Origin of the sequence: Sphaerisporangium perillae, from assembly GCF_023276435.1 — a bacterium.
GTDB classification, from domain to species: domain Bacteria; phylum Actinomycetota; class Actinomycetes; order Streptosporangiales; family Streptosporangiaceae; genus Sphaerisporangium; species Sphaerisporangium perillae.
Window position 1 is genome coordinate 170,283 of record NZ_JALLPO010000014.1, and the last position, 19,513, is coordinate 189,795.

The window sequence follows — 19,513 nt, forward strand, 5'->3', positions numbered from 1 at the left end:
GCACATGTCCCACACAGTCCCGGCGGACGTACCGCGCGGCGTGTTCATCGGCGGCTCCTGGTCCGAGGCGGCCGGGCCCTGGTCCGAGGCGGCGTCCGGGCCCTCGTCTGAGGCGGTGTCCGGCTCGGGGCTGGAATCCGAGGGGGCATCCCGGCGGACCGCGACGTTCGGTGTCGTCGATCCGGCGACCGGGGAGCGACTGGCCCTGGTCGCCGACGCGGGCCCGGCGGACGCGATCCGCGCCCTCGACGCAGCCGAGGCCGCGCAGGAGTCGTGGGCGGCGACGGCGCCCCGGGTCCGCTCGGAGATCCTGCACCGGGCGTACGAGCTGATGACCGAGCGCACCGACGAGCTCGCCCGGCTCGCGACGCTCGAGATGGGCAGGCCGCTGGCCGAGTCACGCGCCGAGGTGGCGTACGCGGCGGAGTTCCTGCGCTGGTTCGCCGAGGAGGCCGTCCGGATCGGCGGCGACTACCGGGTGGCGCCGGGCGGCGACTTCCGCATCGTCACCACCCGGCAACCGGTCGGACCGTGCTACCTGATCACGCCGTGGAACTTCCCGCTGGCGATGCTCACCCGCAAGATCGGGCCGGCCCTGGCCGCGGGCTGCACGGTCATCCTGAAGCCGGCCGAGGCCACCCCGCTCTGCGGGCTCGCGCTCGCCGCGCTGCTCGCCGAAGCGGGCGTGCCGGACGGCGTCGTCAACGTGCTGCCCACCGCCGACCCGGCACGGCTGACCGACGCGCTGCTGGGCGACGGGCGGCTGCGCAAGCTGTCGTTCACCGGCTCCACGGGGGTTGGCGTACGGCTGCTGGAGCAGAGCGCGCGCCACGTGCTGCGGGTGTCCATGGAACTGGGCGGCAACGCCCCCTTCCTCGTCTTCGACGACGCGGATGTGGATGCCGCGATCGAGGGGGCGATGCTCGCGAAGATGCGCAACATGGGGCAGTCCTGCGTGGCCGCCAACCGGTTCATCGTCCACGAGGCGGTGGCGGAACGGTTCAGCGCCGGGCTGCGCGCGAGGTTCGCCGCGCTTCGGGTCGGCCCAGGGCTGGACCCGGGGTCACAGGTAGGCCCGCTGATCGACGAGGCCGCCCGTACGAAGGTGGCGAGCCTGGTCTCGGACGCGGCCGACAAGGGCGCGACCATCGAGGTGGGCGGTTCCGCGCTCGACCGTCCCGGCTTCTTCTACGCTCCGACCGTCGTCACCGGAGTCCCCGAGGACGCGTCGCTGACCAGCGAGGAGATCTTCGGCCCCGTGGCGGCGATAGCGGCGTACCCGGACGAGGCGAGCATGATCACCGCGGCCAACGCGACCACGGCCGGGCTCGTCGCGTTCGCCTACACCCGGGACCTGAGCAGGGCCATGCGCGTGGGCGAGGCACTGCAGACCGGCATGGTCGGCATCAACCGGGGCCTCGTGTCCAACCCCGCGGCCCCGTTCGGCGGGGTAAAGCACTCCGGCCTCGGCCGCGAAGGCGGCGAGGAGGGCATCGCCGAATACCTGGAAATCAAATACCTTGCCCTCCAGACCTGACCCAGTCGCGGCGCCCGCCGCCCACAACAGCGGCCTGGCTGAGCACCCCCTGCGAGCCGCACCCTGACACAAGGGCGAGCACGACGAGAAACGTCACCGATACCCGGGCCACGCATACACCCTAGGAGGGGACGGCCGGACTACGGCAAAAGTCACGTACCCGAGGTGCCGTCAGGTGGGCTCGGGCAGCGTGGAGAGCCGCTGGAAGGCGTCGCGGATCTTCTCGGGCTCCGGGGCGTACCAGGCGACGGTGGCAAGCGGCTGCGGATGAGACCGTGATGGCGGATTACGATGTTTATGTGTCGCCGGCCTCATGCTTGACCTCGGCCGGCGGACACCCAGGGGGTGCAAAATGACCATTTTTAATGCGATCCTTGCGGCCTTGATCCTCAGCGGGGCGTGGCTGGCGACGAGCGTGCGCATCGTCCGGCAGTTCGAACGGGGCATCGTCTACCGGTTCGGGCGCGTGCAATCGGCGATCCGCGGACCCGGGCTGGCGCTGCTGGTGCCGATCGCCGACCGTCTGGAGAAGGTCAACCTTCAGATCATCACGATGCCGGTGCCCGCCCAGGACGGCATCACCCGCGACAATGTGACGGTCCGCGTGGACGCCGTCGTCTATTTCAATGTCGTCGACCCGATGCGGGTGGCCGTCGACGTGCAGGACTACGTGTCCGCCATCGGCCAGGTCGCGCAGACCTCGCTGCGGTCGATCATCGGCAAGAGCGAACTGGACGACCTGCTGTCCAACCGGGAGCAGCTCAACCAGGGCCTGGAACTGATGATCGACAGTCCGGCGCTCGGCTGGGGGGTGCACATCGACCGCGTGGAGATCAAGGATGTGGCGCTGCCCGAGTCGATGAAGCGGTCGATCGCCCGCCAGGCCGAAGCCGAGCGCGAGCGGCGGGCCCGCGTCATCACCGCCGACGGAGAACTGCAGGCCTCCGCCAAGCTGAGCCAGGCCGCCGAAACGATGACACGGCACCCGGCCGCGCTGGAACTCCGCCTGCTCCAAACCGTGGTCGAGGTGGCCGCCGAGAAGAACTCGACGCTCGTGCTGCCCTTCCCTGTAGAGCTGCTCAGGTTCCTGGACAGAGCGGCACCCGCCGAGTCCGGCCGGCCCGCCGGTACGGTCGTCACACCGTCCGGCGCGGCGCTGGCCTCCGTCACATCCCGTACAGCGCCCGAGCCTCCTGGACGGTCTCCGGCTTGACCTCGCCGCGCCGGGCCAGGGCCGCGAGCGCCGCGACCACGATCGACTCCGGGTCGACCCCGAAGTGACGGCGGGCCGCCTCACGGGTGTCGGAGAGGCCGAAGCCGTCCGTGCCGATCGAGTGCCAGTCCTGCGGCACCCACTGGCTGATCTGGTCGGGGACCGCGCGCATCCAGTCGCTGACGGCCAGGACCGGCCCGGGCGCGTCTTCCAGGACACGGGTGACGTACGGGACGCGGTCCTCGCCCTTCAGCTGTGCCTCGTCGCAGGCCAGGGCGTCGCGGCGCAGCTCGCTCCAGGAGGTGGCGGACCATACGCCGGCGGCCACACCCCAGTCGCGGGCGAGGAGACGCTGGGCCGCGAGGATCCAGTGTATGGCGGTGCCGGAGGCGAGGAGCTGCAGGCGTGGGGCGTCCTCGGGCACACCTTCTGCATCGGCCTCCTGGAAGCGGTAGAGGCCCCTGAGGATGCCCTCCTCCACCTCCGCGCCCGGCGGCATGGGCGGCTGCGCCTTGGGCTCGTTGTAGACCGTGAGGTAGTAGAAGACGTCTTCCGCGTCCGGCCCGTACATCCGGCGCAGACCATCGCGGACGATCACGCCCACCTCGTACGCGAAGGCCGGGTCGTAGGCGAGCGCCGCCGGGTTGGTGGAGGCGATCAGGTGCGAGTGGCCGTCCGCGTGCTGCAGGCCCTCCCCGGTCATGGTCGTGCGGCCGGCGGTCGCGCCGATGAGGAAGCCGCGACCGAGCTGGTCGGCGAGCGCCCAAATCTGGTCGGCCGTCCGCTGCCAGCCGAACATCGAGTAGAAGATGTAGAAGGGGATCATCGGTTCGCCGTGGGTGGCGTACGAGGTGGCGGCCGCCGTGAAGTCGGCCATCGAACCGGCCTCGGTGATCCCCTCGTTGAGGATCTGGCCGTCGCGGCCTCCTTGTAGTACATGAGCATGTCGCGGTCGACCGGATCGTAGGTCTGGCCGAGCGGGGAGTAGATGCCGGCGCTCGGGAAGAGCGACTCCATCCCGAAGGTGCGGGCCTCGTCCGGGACGATCGGCACCCAGCGCCTGCCGGTCTCCTCCTCCCGCATCAGGTCCTTGACCAGGCGGACGAACGCCATGGTCGTCGCGATCTCCTGGCTGCCCGACCCCTTGGCGAGGGTCTCGAACGGCTTGGCCGGCGGCTCGGGCAACGCCACCGGGTGGACCCTGCGGGCCGGGGCGGGGCCGCCCAGAGCGGCCCGGCGCTCCTGGAGATAGCGGACCTCCGGCGAGTCGGCGCCCGGGTGGACGTACGGCACCAGTTCCTCGTCGAGCCTGCTGTCGGGGATGGGGAGTTCGAGCAGGTCGCGCATCGCGCGGAACTGCTTGCCCGTCAGCTTCTTCATCTGGTGGTTGGCGTTGCGCGACTCGAAGCCGGGACCGAGCGTGTAGCCCTTGACCGTCTGGGCGAGGATCACGGTAGGTGCGCCGTGGTGCTCGACCGCGGCCCCGTAGGCCGCGTACACCTTGCGCGGTTCGTGGCCCGCCCGGGAGGTGTGGAAGCACTCGGCGATCTTCGTGTCCGTCAGCACCTTCGCCATCTCGACGAGTGCCGGGTCGGCGCCGAAGAAGTGCTCGCGGATGTAGCCGGCGTCACGGGTCGCGTACGTCTGGAACTGGCCGTCGGGCACCTCGCGCAGCCGTCGTACGAGCGCACCCGTGGTGTCGAGCGCGAACAGCTCGTCCCAGGCCGATCCCCAGAGAGACTTGACGACATTCCAGCCCGCCGCGCGGAACTGGGCCTCCAGCTCCTGAACGATCTTGAAGTTGGCGCGTACCGGCCCGTCGAGCCGCTGCAGGTTGCAGTTGATCACGAAGGTGAGGTTGTCGAGCCCCTCGCGACCGGCGAGGGCGAGCGCGGCGGTCGACTCGGGCTCGTCCATCTCCCCGTCACCGAGGAACGCCCACACATGCGAGCCCGAGGTGTCCTTGATGCCGCGGTGCTGCAGATAACGGTTGAATCGCGCCTGGTAGATCGCCGCCAGCGGACCCAGGCCCATCGACACGGTCGGGAACTCCCAGAGCCACGGCAGCCGGCGCGGGTGCGGGTAGGAAGGCAGGCCGTCGCCGCCCGCCTCCCGCCGGAAGCGGTCGAGGTGCTCCTCGGTGAGCCGTCCGTCGAGGAACGCCCGGGCGTAGATGCCGGGGGAGGCGTGACCCTGGATGAACAGCTGATCGCCGGAGCCGTCGGCGTCCTTGCCGCGGAAGAAGTGCTGGAAACCGGTCTCGTAGAGCCAGGCGGCGGAGGCGAAGGTCGCGATGTGGCCACCGAGGCCGAAGCGGCTGCCCCGGGTCACCATGGCGGCCGCGTTCCACCGGTTCCAGGCGGTGATCCGCCGCTCCATCTCCTCGTCGCCGGGGAACTCCGGCTCGGCGGCCGTAGGGATGGTGTTGAGGTAATCGGTCTCCAGCAGCCTCGGCAGCGCGAGACCGGCCCCCTCGGCGTGCTCAAGAGTGCGGCGCATGAGGTAGGCGGCGCGGCTCGGCCCGGCGGCCTCGGTGACCGCGTCGAGTGAGGCGGCCCACTCGGCGGTCTCCTCGGCGTCGCGGTCGGGAAGCTGGTCGAGTGCGCTCGGTTGGTTGCGCATGGCGTCGCTCATGGGGGTCGCCTTCCAAGTGGCCCGCACCTCGGGGGAGGACGAGACGGTGAGAAAGGGGCCCTGCTGGCCGGACAGGGCGGAGCCGGTAGGCTCGCCGACCACTGTACGTCTGATCGATGATCGATCAAAATACTTGCGACATATTCCGCTGGGCGTAAGAATAGCGATATTTGCCGCCAACCCCCGGCGTCAGGTCTCGGGGGTCGGGCGTCGCGGCGCGCAGGCCAGCACATGCTCCTTGACCAGCTCGCCCACCCGCGGATCCCGCCGCCGGAAGGCCTCCACCACCGCCTCGTGCTCCTCGGCGTAGGACTGCTGGTGTGTGCCCAGCCACCGGATGGAGAGCGCCGTCCACACCTCGATGCCGAGCGACTCCCAGGTGTGCAGCAGCACGGCGTTCCCCGACGCCCGCACCAGCTCCCGGTGGAAGGCGACCGTATGCCGGACCTGGGCCTCCGCATCGCTCCCGCGGTCGGCCTCGTACAGCGCGGCCACCTCGGGCTCCAGGACCGAGACGTCCTCGCCCAGCCGCGGCGCGGCCAGCTCCGCAGCGATCTGCTCCAGTCCCGCCCGCACCGGATAGATCTCCTCCAGGTCGGCCACGGTGAGATCGCGCACCCGGACCCCCTTGTTCGGCGCCGACTCGATCAGCCGGAGGGCCTCCAGCTCCCGCAGCGCCTCTCGGACGGGCGTCTGGCTGACCTCCAGCTCCACGGCGACCCGCCGCTCCACGATGCGCTCGCCCGGCTTCCAGCGCCCGCTGACGATCCCCTCCACGATGTACTCGCGGATCTGCTCGCGCAGCGAGCGGACGACGGGCGACGCCATGAGTGCTCCTTGGGAGATCGCCATGATTGCTCCTTGGGAGATCGCCGCCTGCCCGGCCCATGCGGCCAGGCCCCGAGCCGCGACGCCGGTGCCCGTATCGGCGGACCGGGCCGAGGAGGATCGGTGAGCGGTCATCTGCCACCGAGCCTAGTACGCCAGCCGCCCCGGACCCGGCACAAGCCATACCCCGCTGGGCGACCACCTGGAACGAGAACGCTGCTTGACGTCCGGCCCCCGGGAGCGGTAGCACTACGCCTGGGTGCCGGGGATCGGGTCGCGGAGTTCGGCCGCGGTCAGCTGGATTCGCTGGACCTGGCCCACAGGTTGATGCCGGACTCCACCGCGTCCTGGTCGATCAGGGCGAGCTCGTCCTCGGTGAAGTCGGGCCGCCGCAGGCAGGCCAGGCTGTCCTCGAGTTGGGCGACGCTGCTGGCGCCGATGAGGACGGACGTGACGCGCTGGTCGCGCAGCGCCCAGACCAGCGCCATCTGCGCCAGCGTCTGGCCGCGCTTGGCCGCCAGGTCGTTGAGGGCCCGCACGTGCGCCAGCGTTTCCTCGGTCAGCAGGTCGGGGGCCAGCGACTTGCCCTGGGCCGCCCGCGACCGGGGCGGAATGCCGTCGAGATACTTGTCGGTGAGCATCCCCTGCGCCAAGGGCGAGAAGGCGATGCAGCCCACTCCCTCCTCACCCAGGGTGTCCAGGAGACCATTCTCGATCCAGCGGTTGAGCATGGAGTACGAGGGCTGGTGGATCAGCAGCGGCGTGCCCATCTCCCGCAGGATCGCCGCGGCCTGGGCGGTGTGCTGGGGCGAGTAGGACGAGATGCCCGCGTACAACGCCTTGCCGGAGCGCACCGCGTGGTCCAGCGCGCCCATTGTCTCCTCCAGCGGCGTGCCCGGATCGAACCGGTGGCTGTAGAAGATGTCCACGTAGTCCACGCCCATGCGGGCCAGTGACTGGTCGAGGCTGGCCAGGAGGTACTTGCGCGACCCCCAGTCGCCATACGGCCCCGGCCACATGTCGTACCCGGCCTTCGTGGAAAGGACGATCTCGTCACGGTATCGGGCGAAGTCCTCGCGGAACAGCCGTCCGAAGTTGGTCTCGGCCGAGCCGTAGGGCGGGCCGTAGTTGTTGGCCAGGTCGAAATGGGTGACGCCCAGGTCGAAGGCACGGCGCAGAATCGCACGCTGGGTCGAAAGCGGCCGGTCGTCCCCGAAGTTGTGCCACAGCCCCAGCGAGATGGCGGGCAGCTTGAGACCGCTTCGCCCACACCGGCGGTAGGGAAGCCGGTCATAACGATCGTCGGTGGCGTGGTAAGTCATCTGGTCCTCACGTTTGGATCGAAAGGGGGTGCCGGCAGCGTGGGCCTTTGGTGGGTCGCCTCGCGTCGGACCTCCGCCAGGGATCCGTGGACGAGGCGTCCGCCCCTCCATGACCGGCCGTCCATCGGCGAGCACGGTCCGTACGTCGGCGGTGGACCCGAATACACAATATGACGCGAGACCAGGGGGGTTTCATGCGGGTCCGAAGGGAGCGCGGGAGGGTGACGGGCCCAGCCCGAGCCGGGCTCGCACGGCGGGCGTGAGGCGGGGCGGGAATCGTCCGGGGTGTTATGTGGCCCGATTTCGATACTGCGGTCTGGTCAGGCGGAACGCCCGCTGTTTCTGGGCCACAGCGGGCTGTTCTCCAGTCCCAAGGCATTCGAACACACCGTCCGCGTGTACCTGGACACGGTCGGCGGGACGGTGGTCGCTGCATGGGAAATGCGGATCATCGGCCGCTATGGGTGATAGGCGTCGCGGCGGTGTTTAATGGTCTGGATCGTCACGGTGTGTTTGTCTTCATCGATGCGGTAGGCCACGCGGTAGGTCCCGCGGCGGGCTACGTGGAGCCCTTCGTACGGCTCCTGGAGAGGCTTGCCGACACGCCATGGCTCCCGGGCGATCGCACCGGTGATCAATTCCCAGGCTGCTGCCGCCACGGTCACGGGGAGTCCGGATTCGAGGGCGCGGCGAGCGGGCGGGTCGAGGAGAATGGTGTATCGGTCGCTCACGCGCTCGCCCTGCCGAGGCGAGCGGCCATGACGGCGGCCATCTCCTCCTCGGTGGTCACGTCGCCTCGCGCTTCGGCAGCGGCGGCCTCGACCAGGTCGGCTCGCATCTCCGGATCGGCGAGGATCTCCAGGGTTTCCTGCAAGGAGTCCCACTCGGCCACGGACAGGATTACGGCATGTGGCCGCCCGTTACGGGTCAGGGTGAAGTGGTCATGCTCGCGAGCGGCCCGGTCGGCCAGCTCGGTCAGCCGATCCTTCGCCTCGCTGATCGGGATGAGTTCCATGAGGTAATGATAACTCTCTGGCTCGAATATCGGCCAAGTGTCCGGCCAGCATCCTCCGTCATGATGGTGGACCTGGCGTCCAACAACCCTGACAGCCTGTTCGAACCCCCTCCGGGCCGGATTGCGGACATCCCGCTGATCGATCTGCTCAACGAGACGGTGGATCTCACACCCGCACACCACGTCGCGGCATTCCACATCGATCAGCGCGAGACCCAGTCGTCGAGGACGCGGGGTGCCAGGACCACCTGTCAAGGTAGGCGCCGTCGCTCCCGATGGCATCTCGGATCACGATGAATCCGAGGTCGCGAAGCGCCTGCTCGATCTCATCCTGCTTCTCGATCGGATATAGGTACTCGGCGGGAAAGTAGTCCACTCCCCATCCGTCATCGCGGACACCGAAGCGCTCGGCGATCTCGGTCGGCATCCACTCATCGGTGGCGAGGTGCAACGGGATGCGTTCGTTGTACTGATACTCGTACCATTCCTGCTCGTTGAAGTGCTCGTCCACGTCCTCCTCGGCAGGGGCCGGCGGTTCGTAGGGCAGGCTGTTCTCCCACTCCTTGAGTACGACGAACAGCCCCGGCGGGCCGAAGCTGTTGTCGACGACCATCGTGGCGAACGGCCAGATCGCCAAAATCTCCGCCGCCGTACGGCGCGGTGCGCCGGTCAGTTCGGGCACAACTCTCACGCTTCTTCGTAAGGTTCGATCGCGTCGGCTGTCCGTCCGATACGGGTCACGAGGTCGGCGAGTGACTGTACGGCTCGCGCCTCGTGCTGTCGCAGGTCGGGATCGTCCTTCACGGCCAGCTCGTACAGCCCCAGCGCCTTGCGTACGTAGGCGACTGCCTCTTCCAGATAGCCGAGTCGCTTCATGGCGTTCCCCGCGTCCTCCCAGGCCTGGGCCTGGAAGACCAGGAACTCCGGGCGGCCGGATTCGACGAGGTCGCGCAGCATGGCGGCGGCGCCAATGCTCTCCAGCCACGCCCATTCGAACTGGCCGGCTCTCATGCGCGCCGGGCCCAGCCTGCGCAAGGTAAGAGCCACGTCGCCGATGTTCCCTTCCTCCTCCCGCACGGCGACGATGAGGCGCAGCGACGCCACCTCCTCTTCGGGGCGGCCGAGCCGGCACAGCGCATCTGCCAGAGCGCTCAGTGAGAGAGCGAGCCAGTCCAGGACGTCACCGGCGTGCACGAATCGGACGTCCCTGGTGGCCTCGGCCAGCTCATGGAGGCCCTTCGCGATCTCGGGACGGAACTCGACGGAGTCGGCGAGCAGGTTGTACTCGCGTTCCAGGTCACCCGCCGTACAGCGTCTCTCGGGAGCGGCGCCGGGTGCGGCGTCTGTGGCAAGCTCGAGCGCTCGTAGGCGGGCTTCCTCGGCAGGACGCGTTCGGCCGAGAGCGAGCAAGATCTGACTCTGCTGCTGCAGGGCTTCGCTGAGGAGTGACCGGAACCTCTGAGGGCTGACGGCGGTCAGCCGCTCACGGATGGACACCGCCCGTCCGGCCGCGCCGAGGGCTTCGATCGGGCGGCCGCAGGCGAGCAGGTAGCCGGCCAAGTCGTGAAGCAGCACGCCGAGCTCATGAAGGTGAGGGTCGAGGTCGTCGTCGGCGATCGGCTCCAGCAGCGCGATGCCTCGCCGCGCCAGCCGTACGGCTTCCGCGGGCTGGCCGAGCTGTGCGCGGCACCAGGCGAGCCGGTCCAGGCAGAAGGCGTGCAACCCCGGCACCTCGGGGAAGGTGGCTGCCAGAGACTCGGCGCGTTCGGCCGCCTCCGCCGCCTCCACGATGCGCTTAGTGCCGGTCAGGGAGCCGCACAGGTCGACGAGCGCCTCGGCCAGTTCCACGCCCGGCTCGTCGTGCGCCTCGAAGACCTCGACCCTGATGGCCGCCGCCCGCGCGGCGTCCTCGAACCTACCGGTGGCCGACGCGTACTCGGCGGCCGCGCGCAGGGAGAGCAGCAGGTCGGACTCGATGGCGTCAGGATCCTTGGCGTGCAGCCCGTACCGGATGCCCGCGGCGCGGTCGGCTGTCGTCCAGGCGAGGTCGAGGTGGCCGAGAGCGGCGTGGTAACCGGAGAGGTTGTGCAGTACGACGGCCAGATTGCGCAGATGCTTCGGCTCGTCCGCGATCAGACGATCGTAGATGGCCACCGCGCGTTCAGCGTTGTCGCGGGCACTCTCTTCTTGACCGAACACGTGCAGGCGGACGGCCAGGCTGTTGAGGGCGTTGGCCAGCTCGTGCGGTTGATCGGTGTGTTTGTAGAGGGTGACGGATTCCTGGCTCGCCGCCGCGGCCTCCTCGGCGCGTCCGAGGGTGCCGAGTTTGTTGGCCAGGTTGTTCCACGCCCCGGCCAGTGGCGGCCGGAACGTGTCGGGGTCCTGATCGAAGAGCTCTTCCCACATCTCCAGCGCGGCGCGGGCGGCATGTTCGGCCTGTTCGTCTCGGCCGGTGCCGGCCAGGCTGCTGCCAAGGTGTCCGAGGGCCCGTGCGAGGGTCTCGCGGTCCTCGGACTTCTTCGCGACCTCGACAGCGCGCTCGGCGCTGCGCAGGGCCAGCTCGTGGCGTCCGCACTGGAAGTCCAGCTCGGCCAGCCTGCCCAGAAGGTCCGCGTACGGCACGGCACAGCTGTGGTCGGCCCGGGTGAGCACCTTGTAGACGCGAGCCGCCGTGACGGCCACAGCCGCGGCGTCGCTCAGAAGTCCTTCGTCGGCTAGGACCCCGGTCAGGTGGGCCAGTTCCGGGGCGAGTCCCGGCCATATCTCTTCGCTGTTGGGGACGGCAGCGAGGTAGGCATCCTTCGCCTCGAGCAGACGGCCATGCTCGAGCAGTCGCCTGCCGTATACCCACGTGACGAGCGCCCGCACCATCTGAGCGTCGGAGCCAAGGCTGTCCGCGATTTGTACGGCCTCCGCCGCTACGTTCAACGCCTCTTCGTCTCGGTCGAGAGACGACAGGGGGTCGGAGATGAGCTGGAGAACCAGCGCGAGCTGGAGGGAACAGGCAGGTTGCTGGTCGGCGATGTCGCGAAGGATGCTGGCCGCCTCGTACCCGGCGTCCACCGCCTCGCTCGCCTGGCCGAGGCCGACTAGGGCGCTCGCCCGGTCGCGCAGCATCATCGCGTGATGGAACCGGCAGTCGGCCTCCACCATGGCGATGAGTGACACGCCCAGGTCGGTGACGGTGAGGACCTCACTCGCCTCGCCGCATCGCAGGAGGAGGTCTGACTGCTCATAGCAGGTCAGGGCGAGGTCCAGTTGGATTCGTGGGTTGTCCGGGACGCAGAGCTCGTAGCACCGGAGCGCTTCCCGCTTGGCGGCGACGGCTTCCTCCAGCCGTCCCAGCTCGGCGAGGTTGGTGCCGCAGTCGCGTACGGCTCGCGCGTAGAAGCCGAGGTGACGCGTATCCATTGAGATGTGGGGGCGCAGGACATCGGCACATTCCTCGGCGACCTCCAGGGCTTCCGCGTGGCGTCCCTGACCGGTCAGGAGCCAGGCCAGCATGCCGAGTGCGTTGGCGAAGTCCAGCAGATCCGACTCGCGCCTCGGGCGTAGCAGTCCGACGACGATCCGCCTGGCCAGGATCAAGTCGTCCGTGCGACCGAGACGCTCGAACTCCTCGCCGAGACGGATCACCTCATCCGTCAGGGCGTACAGGTCTTCGGTGATGCCGATCCCCGGGATGGTCAGTGGAACCGGAATATCCGCGGCGCGAGACACCAACTCCGCGATGGCGCGGGCGACCTCGGCGTCGAACAGGTCCGGGGAGAGCTCCCCGATGTGGGAGTAGACCTCGGCGAGCTCCATGGACGTGCGTTATCCCTTCGCTTGGAACGCGACAATGGACAGATCATTCCGGATGAATGGGCACAAAGTACATATGTGCCATGCAGATCGACCGAGATACGCAGGTCGGTGATGACCAGATGGCGTGCCAGGCGTGCGGCAGGGTGGCGATCTGGATGAGGGGCTCAAGCCTGGCTTGTACGGCAGACGTCTCGGGTCAGCCATACAAGACAGGCGGTCAGAGGTTCAGGCGGCCGGCGAGACCGCTGTCAGCCTCAGCCGGAATCAGGCGGCGTGCTGCGTGTGCAGTTCGAGACAGACCACGTCGGAGACGGCGGCGGACAGCCGACGGCTGAGGGAGCCGGGGCGGGAGACGACGGTCACGTGCAGGCCGGATTCCCTCAGCCAGTGGGCGAGGTCGACGAAGTAGCCGTCTCCGGAGCCGATGACGACGCGTTCGAACCGCAGGTCGATGCGGTCGTCGTACGCCGTCTCTCCCAGCGCCTGGTCGGCGCCGTCAGGGCCGGGCCGCGTCAGCAACCGCGCTCCGGGGAACGCGATCCCGACCGCCACGAGCGCGGCGGGGTTCACCGCCACCACGTAGTGGTCCATCTCTCCTACAGGCACGACCGCCTCGTACACCGTCATCACCTCCTCGACCTCACAGGTCGTGGGGTGAGATCCGCCCACGAGATTCTCGATGTCGATCAGGTGCATGGCCCGGCCATGCCGCAGCGACTCCTGGTGTTCGGAGGAACGCGAACGGCGGCTCGTCCGCGAGGTGCGGGCGCGGTACTCGTCCAGGTGCGTGACGGGGGTGATCACGATCCAGGTCCTTTCGACGGTGCGCTCGTGTGCCTACACTCACATTAGAGCATGTGTGAACTCCATGCACAAAGAAGTATTTTAGAACTGCTGGCTTCGTTGTCGCCGCAGACGTTGACGCCAACCCCGGACCTGGCCGTCTTGGGCTACGGCCTGCTCAAGCGCGGTGGCGGCGGTATGCGCCTCCTCCCGTTGCCTGTGCCGGGCGGTCAGCTCACTGGTACGGCATAGCGCCGCCGTCAGCCCAGCCGCGTACCGATGGGGGAACGGTGGGCGGTGGTCTACCGGTTGAGCTCCACGGCTGCTCGCCCCATGGCCTGCGATCGTTCAGCGTCGTCGAGGATGCCGTAGGGGTCGGCAGGACTAAGGTACGTCTCCGCCAGATCGGGGGTCGTCGGTACCACGTTCGGCCATCGGGATCGGCCATCATCGCCCGGTAGAAGGCTACGCCGAGCCCGTCCGAAGTACCTGGTCATACCGCCAAGCGCTGTTGAGCCCGGTAGAGGGTTCCCATTAGCGCGGCCTCCTCCCCCTGCGGCCGCCCAACACCCCCTGAGGCCGGTCGCAGGCCGCCGCCGGGCAGGGCACGGTCCGGCCCCCGGTCACGGCGGAGGGATGAGCTGGATCCTGATGGTGTCGTCGTGAGGGACGACGATGGTCTGGCCGGCGCCGTGCTTCCAGGTCCCCGAGACCAGGAAGAGGCGGTCGCCCGAGGTGAGCAGGATTCGGAATCCGCGGTAGCGGTAGGAGAAGGCCGGGTCCTTGCCGACGGTCGGCAGGGGTGTCTGGGTGACGCCGGAGGGCACGCCCACCAGCGGCTCCTTGATGTCGAGGACGATCTCTATGCGCTTGGAGATGTCCTCGGCGTCCTCCTCGCCACGCCCGGTGCCGTAGGCCCAGGCGAACTCCGTCGAGGCCCAGAACAGCCCGGCGACGGCCAGGCCGGCTACACAGGCCAGGCCGATCCTGTGCAGCCCTCGGGGGATCAGCGGCCGTTCCCGCTCCTTGCCGAAGATCCAGGCCGCGTAGGCGAGGGCGGCCGGCCCCAGCGCCAGGGCCATCCCCGTGGTGCCGGGGAACTCCCCGTCCGTACCGGCGACGAGCATGCCAACCAGGGCCCGGCAGACCAGCAGGAGCCCGACGAGCCCGATGAGCGCCTCCAGGAAGACGTTGACCTGGGAGCCGGGGGCGGCGCTGAGCAGCCAAGTGACGGCGGCGTGGACGGCGACGACGGCGAGGACGCTGAGGAACGCCAGCGCCGCCGGCACGTAAATGACCTCCAACCCGTACAGGACCAGTTCCTGGTTGGACAGGTCGGCCATGTCTAGGGGCACGCCGAAGTACTCGAACCGGGAGCGCGTCGCCACATAGCCGAAGTAGAGCAGCAGCGCCGTGGCCAGGGTCGTCGGTGCGACCACCTCGGTGATCTGCCTGATCCTGGTGGAGAGCGGCTCCGGTTCCCCCGTCGCGGGCTCGGGCGGCGGAGGGGCTCCCGGTGCCGGTCGAGAGGCGGATGGAGGTGTGGGCCCTGCGGGCGTGGGCTTCGGGGGTGTGGGCTCTAGGGATGTGGGCTCGCTCACGGCCGCGGTCTCACGTCTCCTCGGGTGCCGGGTCGTCCTCGGTGGCGGCTGGAGAGGGGATCTCGTCGGTGGCGGGGGGCGGGGAGACCTCGTCCGGGCCGGAGGCCGGTGGGCTGGCCTCCGGCGATGGGGGCCCTTCCACAAAGATCTCGATGTCGGGCACGTTGTTGGCGGTCGTCCCGTAGACGTCTACGGGGTCCTCCGGCGACATGGGCACACCACGCAGACTGGGATAGTTGCACGGATCGTCCTCTACCGAGGTGCAGGTGTAGCGGTAGGAGACGTTCACGCCGATCAGGTATTCACCGGGCGCGGGCCGTCCCTTCAGCCGCACTCCGGCCAGGCACTGGTCGCCCTCCTGCACCCGCGCGCCCTCGCACGGAGGATCGCCGCCGTTGTCACAGGCCGAGCTCGCGGGTGTCAGGCCCACCGGGGCCGGGCTCTTCTTCAGGGTGAAGGTCACATTCGTCATGACGGCGGGGGCGGAGGTCTTGTTGATGATGGTGGCGCACCCGTCTCCGGTGGGATTGCCGTCCAACCGCACGCCGTCGACGCGGATGCTGCGCCGTTGCGACCTGGGGCCGGCCGACGAGGACGGGCCGGCGCCGGAAGACGGGCCGACCCCGGAGGACGGGGACGGCCCGTCGTCGGAGAACGATCCGTCCGTTGTGCCCGTCGCCAAAGGGTCCGATGACGAGGAATCCCCGGCATAGCCGTCACCGGCACCCGCCGCATCGGTCGATGAACCGGGGCCGCCCGTGGCGACGCCGACCAGCCACACCACCCCCAAGATCGCGACGAGTCCGAGGATACCGGCCATGACAATGGCGCGCGTACGTGAGGTCGCCATACCGGTCTCCAAGAAAAGGTGTACAACAACCGTGCCAAACTGAGCATTGAGCATACGCAATCGAGAGACGGAAATCCTCCTAATAAGGATTCGCCGGAAGCGCCCTGCCTGTGGGGCGATCGCTTTATCGGGATTACCGGCTGACCCAAACACCGGGACACCCTGTCGGGCGAAAGCTCGCGAGCAGGAAGGAGTGGCGGACTGCTGGGCGGACTCCTTCTCCGGGGGACGGTCGACTGACGATGTCGGCTCACGTGGCGTGGGAAACGTTCCGAACCAGAGAAAGGGGGAGGGCGTGGCAGGCTAAATCCAGTCGTCGCTGTAATCCAGCACTTTGCGGTCATCGCATCATGAGAACGGGTACACAAAGGGCTATCGCGACTCCTTGTCGTCCTACCTGTGATATCGCTGCTGAACGGCAGGGGTAGCATCAACGGCGGCTGAGGCGGCCAAGAGCATGACATCAATCCATGCCAGGCGCTGGCCCCTGTGTTCCTGTGCCCAGCATGGGATGATTTTGAGCCCACTGGCGAAGTCACGCGAGTCCGGGGCGCAGATCTGGCAGCGAGGAGAGCGGCGGGCGGTGGCCTGACCGCGTGGGGAGTGCGAAGGCGACGGCCTTGCCGGGGGTCGCAGTGGTGATCGTGGTGGTCCTGTACGCCTGACAGTGGCCCTGCGACAGCTCGTAGGTCAGCAGCAGGCCGCGTCCGTTCTCGGCGAGCAGCGAGAGATCGGGCTCGGGGAGTGTCGAAAGCCGCTGGAAGGCGTCGCGGATCTTTCCGGGCTCCGGGTCGCCATCGACCACCTCGCACCACGTGGGGATCCCGTCGATGTGGAAGACGCGCAACTCGTACGGTTGCCGGGCGTGCCGCTCGGCATTGGCGGCAAGCTCGCCGACGATGATTTCGGCGTCGGTGACGGCGTCCCCGGCCAGGCCGGCCTGCTGAAGCACTTCACGGATGACGGTACGGGCGCGGCGCGCGGCCGAGCCGTACGGAAGTATCCGGACCAGCACGTGGATGTCGCGGGTGTCCGTCGCGGCGGTGGCGTCCTCACGTTCCAGGTGTTCCCGGTTTGGGGAATCGGCGGTGTGGTCCTCGGGGGCCTGGGGGGTGCTGTCGGCGGGCAGCATGAAGAGGCTCCGTTCGCTGTCGGTGACGGTGGACAGCAGGAAAGGTCAACGGGCGAGCGAACTGAACGTGGCTGTCTGCTCGTTGGCCGGGAGCAGGGGAGGCCGGCACCGGAGGTGGTCGATCTCTGGTCGTTTGCCCGGAAGGGCTTGGCGTGCACCCGGCCGAGGTGTAATCGTCGTCACAAGCAGTGATCGTGTGATTACTAAGGGGGTAGACGTGGGGGGACCTGGGCGCGAGGCCGGCCGTCCGGAGCTGGTCAGGGCACGGCGGCGCAAGGGGATGAGCCAGGAGGCGGCGGCCGAGGCGGTCGGGGTGTCACCCACGACATGGGCGCGCTGGGAGCGCGGTGAGCAGGGCGTACGCGCCCGGCACCGGGCGCGGATGGCCGCGGTGTTCGGCGTCGAGGCGATCGAGGTGGAACGGTGGGTGGAGGGCTGGGCCTTCGTGGAGACACCTTGCTGGCCGCTCGTGGACTGTGGGAGTGGCTCACTGGAGGCTACGGTGAAGTCGGCCGACCTTCTGTGGAGGTTCGAGATGGATCCGTCCCGCCGACACCTGCTGGCCACGTTGCCGTTCGTTCCGGCTGCGCTGGGGGAGTGGCTGACGTCGTGGACCTACGACACCCCGGCCGCCTCCACCGCCCACACCGGCCCGGGGCGGGCGGTCGGCATGGCGGACGTCACCCGCATCAACGAGGCCCGCCAGGCGTTCAGCCAGATGGACCACCAGTTCGGTGCGGGCCTGGTCCGCCCGGTGGTCCTCCGGTACCTCAACAGCAACGTCGCCCCGCTTCTGCGAGGCCGTTACGACGACCAGGTCGGCGCCGAACTGCTGAGCGCGGCAGCCGGCATGAGCAGGATGGCAGGCTGGACCGCTTTCGACATGAGCCTCCATGGCCAGGCACAGCAGCACTTCGGTCAGGCTCTGAAGTTCGCCAAGGCAGGCGACGACGGGTTGACGGCCGCCTGGGTTCTGACCGCGATGATCCGCCAGGCGATCCACATTGACCAGGCCGCCTGGGCCCTACGGCTGGCGCGGGCCGCTGCCGAAACGGCGCGTCGTGCGCAGGCGTCGCCCCGAGTGATGGCGCTGATGACTGTCAGGGAGGCTTGGGCCACAGCCCTGCAGACGAAACCCGCTGAGACCGGGGACAGGCACAACGCCAAGCAGGTCCAACACCTGCTGGCCGAGGCTGAGCGCGCCTACGAGCAGGGCCCTACTGACCGCGATCCAGCGTGGATCGCCTTGCATGAGGTGGCGGAGCTGAATGCCGAGGCGGGACAGTGCTGGGCCCTGCTCGGCGAGCACCAGCGCGCGGCGGCCTGTGCCGAAGCTGCCGTGAACGAGTTCCGGGAACGGCTTCCTCGCTCGGCTCAGTTCAACCGAGTTCACGCCGCCGACGCCTACCTGCGAATGAGCGAACTCGAGCAAGCCCTCGACTCCGCCCGGGCCGCTATACCGATGGCCAAGGCGTTGAGCTCCGCTCGCTCGATCGAGTTCATCCAGGCCTTCGCCGACCGCCTCGAGCCGTACGGCAAGTCCGTGGCAGTCCGTGAGTTCCGCGACCACCTACGGAGCGAACTCGCCGCCTGACGCCGGACCTGATCACTGCCTCCCGAATCACTTCCGGTCGTCACTCTCGCTTCGGTCCGACGGCCTAGGGCTTTCATCCGATTCGGGACGAAGGCTGGCGAGCACATGGTTGAGCCTGGCCAAGGACTCCCGGTGGTCGCCAGGAGAAGCGGCGAAAGCCGCCTGCGCCTTGACCAGAGTGTCGACCGCCTCATCGATCAGCCCTAGTCCCTTCTCGCAGTGGCCGAGGTTCGTGTAGAGCATCGCGAGAGGCGGGCACGGCCTGGGGTCTGTTTGTTCGAACAGCTTCGTCGCCTGGCGCAGGTACGGCAGCCCCTCGGCCAGCTCGCCCCTACGACAGTGACGCAGGCCCACCTGCTGGAGCATCTGGATTTCGACCATTGGCTGATTGAAGTCGGGCTCCTCCTCGTCATCATGCGCAAGACCAATGGAGAAGGGTTCCTCTTCGGGAAGATCCGACGCCTCGATCGGCGGCGCGTCTGCCGCCGGGAACGCGATGATAAACCGGGACAAGGTCTGGGCCGGCGCTCCCAGGACGTACTCGGAGGGAAGGCCGCCGGGGTCATAGGGATGGACCTCAATATGCCTGGTGCACTTCGCGAAATGCGGGTCGTAGGTGAAGCTCGGCACGTAGAAGGCGAGCCCTTGCCCGTCATCGAATGCCCGCCGGCAACGGGCGGCGTGATCGCGATCGGCCTCTGGGCAACTTCTGGTAGCGGTCAGCAGCTCAGCGATCTCGGATGGAAGGCCTGCTTGCGCCGTTCCGCAGTGATTCTGCTCTGCCACGCTACGCTCCTCTTCAGTGTTCGGGTTCAAGAGTGGGGTCTCCTCGCTCAGCTCCAGCGTCCGGTCGAGCTGCCTCGGCGGTGTGTGGTCGGCCCTAGAAACGGTTAAGGCCGGTTATAAGACCGTGCATGTTTGACCGTCGCCTTTGGGCGGACCCGCTAGGTTAAGCGCCGCTCCGATTTCCGCTGTGGCGGTGGTGAAACTGGGACGGGCTGGCGGAACCTGTCAATTTGATCAAGGCAGTTGAGCTGGGCTAATTCTGTGTCTGGTTCTCTGATGTGTTCTTCTGCTCGTTCGTGTGGTCTTGGTTGGGCTTGTTGATCCATGCCGGGCCGGGAAGGTCGGGCGGGGTAGGGGTGCCGCCACTGGCGAAGCGTTCGGGGTGAGTTGCCTGCGCGGCAGCCAGGACTC

At 68.5% G+C, this 19,513-nt stretch carries 15 protein-coding genes and 1 pseudogene; 3 read left to right on the forward strand and 13 right to left on the reverse strand.

What is annotated here, in order from left to right; genetic code table 11:
* Positions 1 to 4 precede the first annotated feature (4 nt).
* Together MYF83_RS16060 and MYF83_RS16065 are read left to right on the forward strand one after the other, a co-directional pair.
* On the forward strand, positions 5 to 1,537 hold the full coding sequence (locus tag MYF83_RS16060; RefSeq protein ID WP_248961153.1) for an NAD-dependent succinate-semialdehyde dehydrogenase: 1,533 nt from the start codon (positions 5 to 7) through the stop codon (positions 1,535 to 1,537).
* Between the two features lie 352 nt (positions 1,538 to 1,889).
* The gene (locus MYF83_RS16065; RefSeq protein ID WP_248961155.1) at positions 1,890 to 2,750 is read left to right on the forward strand and encodes an SPFH domain-containing protein; all 861 of its coding nucleotides are present in this window, start codon (positions 1,890 to 1,892) and stop codon (positions 2,748 to 2,750) included.
* Here MYF83_RS16065 and MYF83_RS44775 read toward each other — a convergent pair.
* The 12 genes and pseudogenes from MYF83_RS44775 to MYF83_RS16125 form a co-directional block, all read right to left on the reverse strand.
* Positions 2,704 to 3,321 (reverse strand): transketolase-like TK C-terminal-containing protein, encoded by a 618-nt coding sequence (locus MYF83_RS44775; RefSeq protein WP_443729295.1) that lies wholly within the window; start codon positions 3,319 to 3,321, stop codon positions 2,704 to 2,706. The genes MYF83_RS16065 and MYF83_RS44775 overlap by 47 nt on opposite strands.
* Positions 3,322 to 5,384 (reverse strand): annotated as a pseudogene (gene aceE, locus MYF83_RS43770) (pyruvate dehydrogenase (acetyl-transferring), homodimeric type); the annotation flags it as partial.
* A gap of 189 nt (positions 5,385 to 5,573) precedes the next feature.
* On the reverse strand, positions 5,574 to 6,236 hold the full coding sequence (locus tag MYF83_RS16080; protein ID WP_248961158.1) for a GntR family transcriptional regulator: 663 nt from the start codon (positions 6,234 to 6,236) through the stop codon (positions 5,574 to 5,576).
* Between the two features lie 269 nt (positions 6,237 to 6,505).
* The gene (gene mgrA, locus MYF83_RS16085; protein WP_248961159.1) at positions 6,506 to 7,534 is read right to left on the reverse strand and encodes an L-glyceraldehyde 3-phosphate reductase; all 1,029 of its coding nucleotides are present in this window, start codon (positions 7,532 to 7,534) and stop codon (positions 6,506 to 6,508) included.
* A 458-nt stretch (positions 7,535 to 7,992) separates the two neighbouring features.
* Positions 7,993 to 8,265 carry a type II toxin-antitoxin system RelE family toxin gene (locus MYF83_RS16090; protein ID WP_248961160.1) on the reverse strand — a complete coding sequence of 91 codons (273 nt, stop codon included), beginning with the start codon at positions 8,263 to 8,265 and terminating at the stop codon, positions 7,993 to 7,995.
* A complete protein-coding gene (locus tag MYF83_RS16095; RefSeq protein ID WP_248961161.1) occupies positions 8,262 to 8,549 on the reverse strand; it encodes a type II toxin-antitoxin system Phd/YefM family antitoxin in 288 nt (95 codons plus the stop codon). The genes MYF83_RS16090 and MYF83_RS16095 overlap by 4 nt, the downstream gene beginning before the upstream one ends.
* A 166-nt stretch (positions 8,550 to 8,715) precedes the next feature.
* A complete protein-coding gene (locus tag MYF83_RS16100) occupies positions 8,716 to 9,240 on the reverse strand; it encodes a hypothetical protein (RefSeq protein ID WP_248961162.1) in 525 nt (174 codons plus the stop codon).
* Complete coding sequence (locus MYF83_RS16105; protein ID WP_248961163.1) at positions 9,237 to 12,356, reverse strand: tetratricopeptide repeat protein; 3,120 nt, start codon at positions 12,354 to 12,356, stop codon at positions 9,237 to 9,239. The genes MYF83_RS16100 and MYF83_RS16105 overlap by 4 nt, the downstream gene beginning before the upstream one ends.
* Positions 12,357 to 12,620: 264 nt before the next feature.
* A complete protein-coding gene (locus MYF83_RS43775) occupies positions 12,621 to 13,160 on the reverse strand; it encodes an NYN domain-containing protein (protein ID WP_248961165.1) in 540 nt (179 codons plus the stop codon).
* 602 nt (positions 13,161 to 13,762) lie between these two features.
* Positions 13,763 to 14,578: a hypothetical protein gene (locus MYF83_RS16115; RefSeq protein ID WP_248961166.1), complete on the reverse strand. Its 816-nt coding sequence runs from the start codon at positions 14,576 to 14,578 to the stop codon at positions 13,763 to 13,765.
* A gap of 172 nt (positions 14,579 to 14,750) precedes the next feature.
* On the reverse strand, positions 14,751 to 15,590 hold the full coding sequence (locus tag MYF83_RS16120) for a hypothetical protein (protein ID WP_248961167.1): 840 nt from the start codon (positions 15,588 to 15,590) through the stop codon (positions 14,751 to 14,753).
* Between the two features lie 535 nt (positions 15,591 to 16,125).
* On the reverse strand, positions 16,126 to 16,722 hold the full coding sequence (locus tag MYF83_RS16125) for an ATP-binding protein (RefSeq protein ID WP_248961169.1): 597 nt from the start codon (positions 16,720 to 16,722) through the stop codon (positions 16,126 to 16,128).
* 217 nt (positions 16,723 to 16,939) lie between these two features.
* Here MYF83_RS16125 and MYF83_RS16130 point away from each other — a divergent pair, with 217 nt between their 5' ends.
* Positions 16,940 to 18,316 (forward strand): helix-turn-helix transcriptional regulator, encoded by a 1,377-nt coding sequence (locus tag MYF83_RS16130; protein ID WP_248961170.1) that lies wholly within the window; start codon positions 16,940 to 16,942, stop codon positions 18,314 to 18,316.
* Between the two features lie 27 nt (positions 18,317 to 18,343).
* On the opposite strand, the gene MYF83_RS16135 is transcribed toward MYF83_RS16130, so the two are convergent.
* On the reverse strand, positions 18,344 to 19,102 hold the full coding sequence (locus tag MYF83_RS16135; RefSeq protein ID WP_248961171.1) for a tetratricopeptide repeat protein: 759 nt from the start codon (positions 19,100 to 19,102) through the stop codon (positions 18,344 to 18,346).
* Between the last annotated feature and the right edge of the window lie 411 nt (positions 19,103 to 19,513).

Bases quoted from the DNA above. Each gene is read 5' to 3' on its own strand.
- MYF83_RS16060 (WP_248961153.1), top strand. From the start codon at position 5: ATGTCCCACACAGTCCCGGCGGACGTACCGCGCGGCGTGTTCATCGGC.
- MYF83_RS44775 (WP_443729295.1), bottom strand. From the start codon at position 3,321: ATGTACGGGCCGGACGCGGAAGACGTCTTCTACTACCTCACGGTCTAC.
- mgrA (WP_248961159.1), bottom strand. From the start codon at position 7,534: ATGACTTACCACGCCACCGACGATCGTTATGACCGGCTTCCCTACCGC.
- MYF83_RS16105 (WP_248961163.1), bottom strand. From the start codon at position 12,356: ATGGAGCTCGCCGAGGTCTACTCCCACATCGGGGAGCTCTCCCCGGAC.
- MYF83_RS16125 (WP_248961169.1), bottom strand. From the start codon at position 16,722: ATGCTGCCCGCCGACAGCACCCCCCAGGCCCCCGAGGACCACACCGCC.
- MYF83_RS16080 (WP_248961158.1), bottom strand. From the start codon at position 6,236: ATGGCGATCTCCCAAGGAGCACTCATGGCGTCGCCCGTCGTCCGCTCG.
- MYF83_RS16095 (WP_248961161.1), bottom strand. From the start codon at position 8,549: ATGGAACTCATCCCGATCAGCGAGGCGAAGGATCGGCTGACCGAGCTG.
- MYF83_RS16065 (WP_248961155.1), top strand. From the start codon at position 1,890: ATGACCATTTTTAATGCGATCCTTGCGGCCTTGATCCTCAGCGGGGCG.
- MYF83_RS16120 (WP_248961167.1), bottom strand. From the start codon at position 15,590: ATGGCGACCTCACGTACGCGCGCCATTGTCATGGCCGGTATCCTCGGA.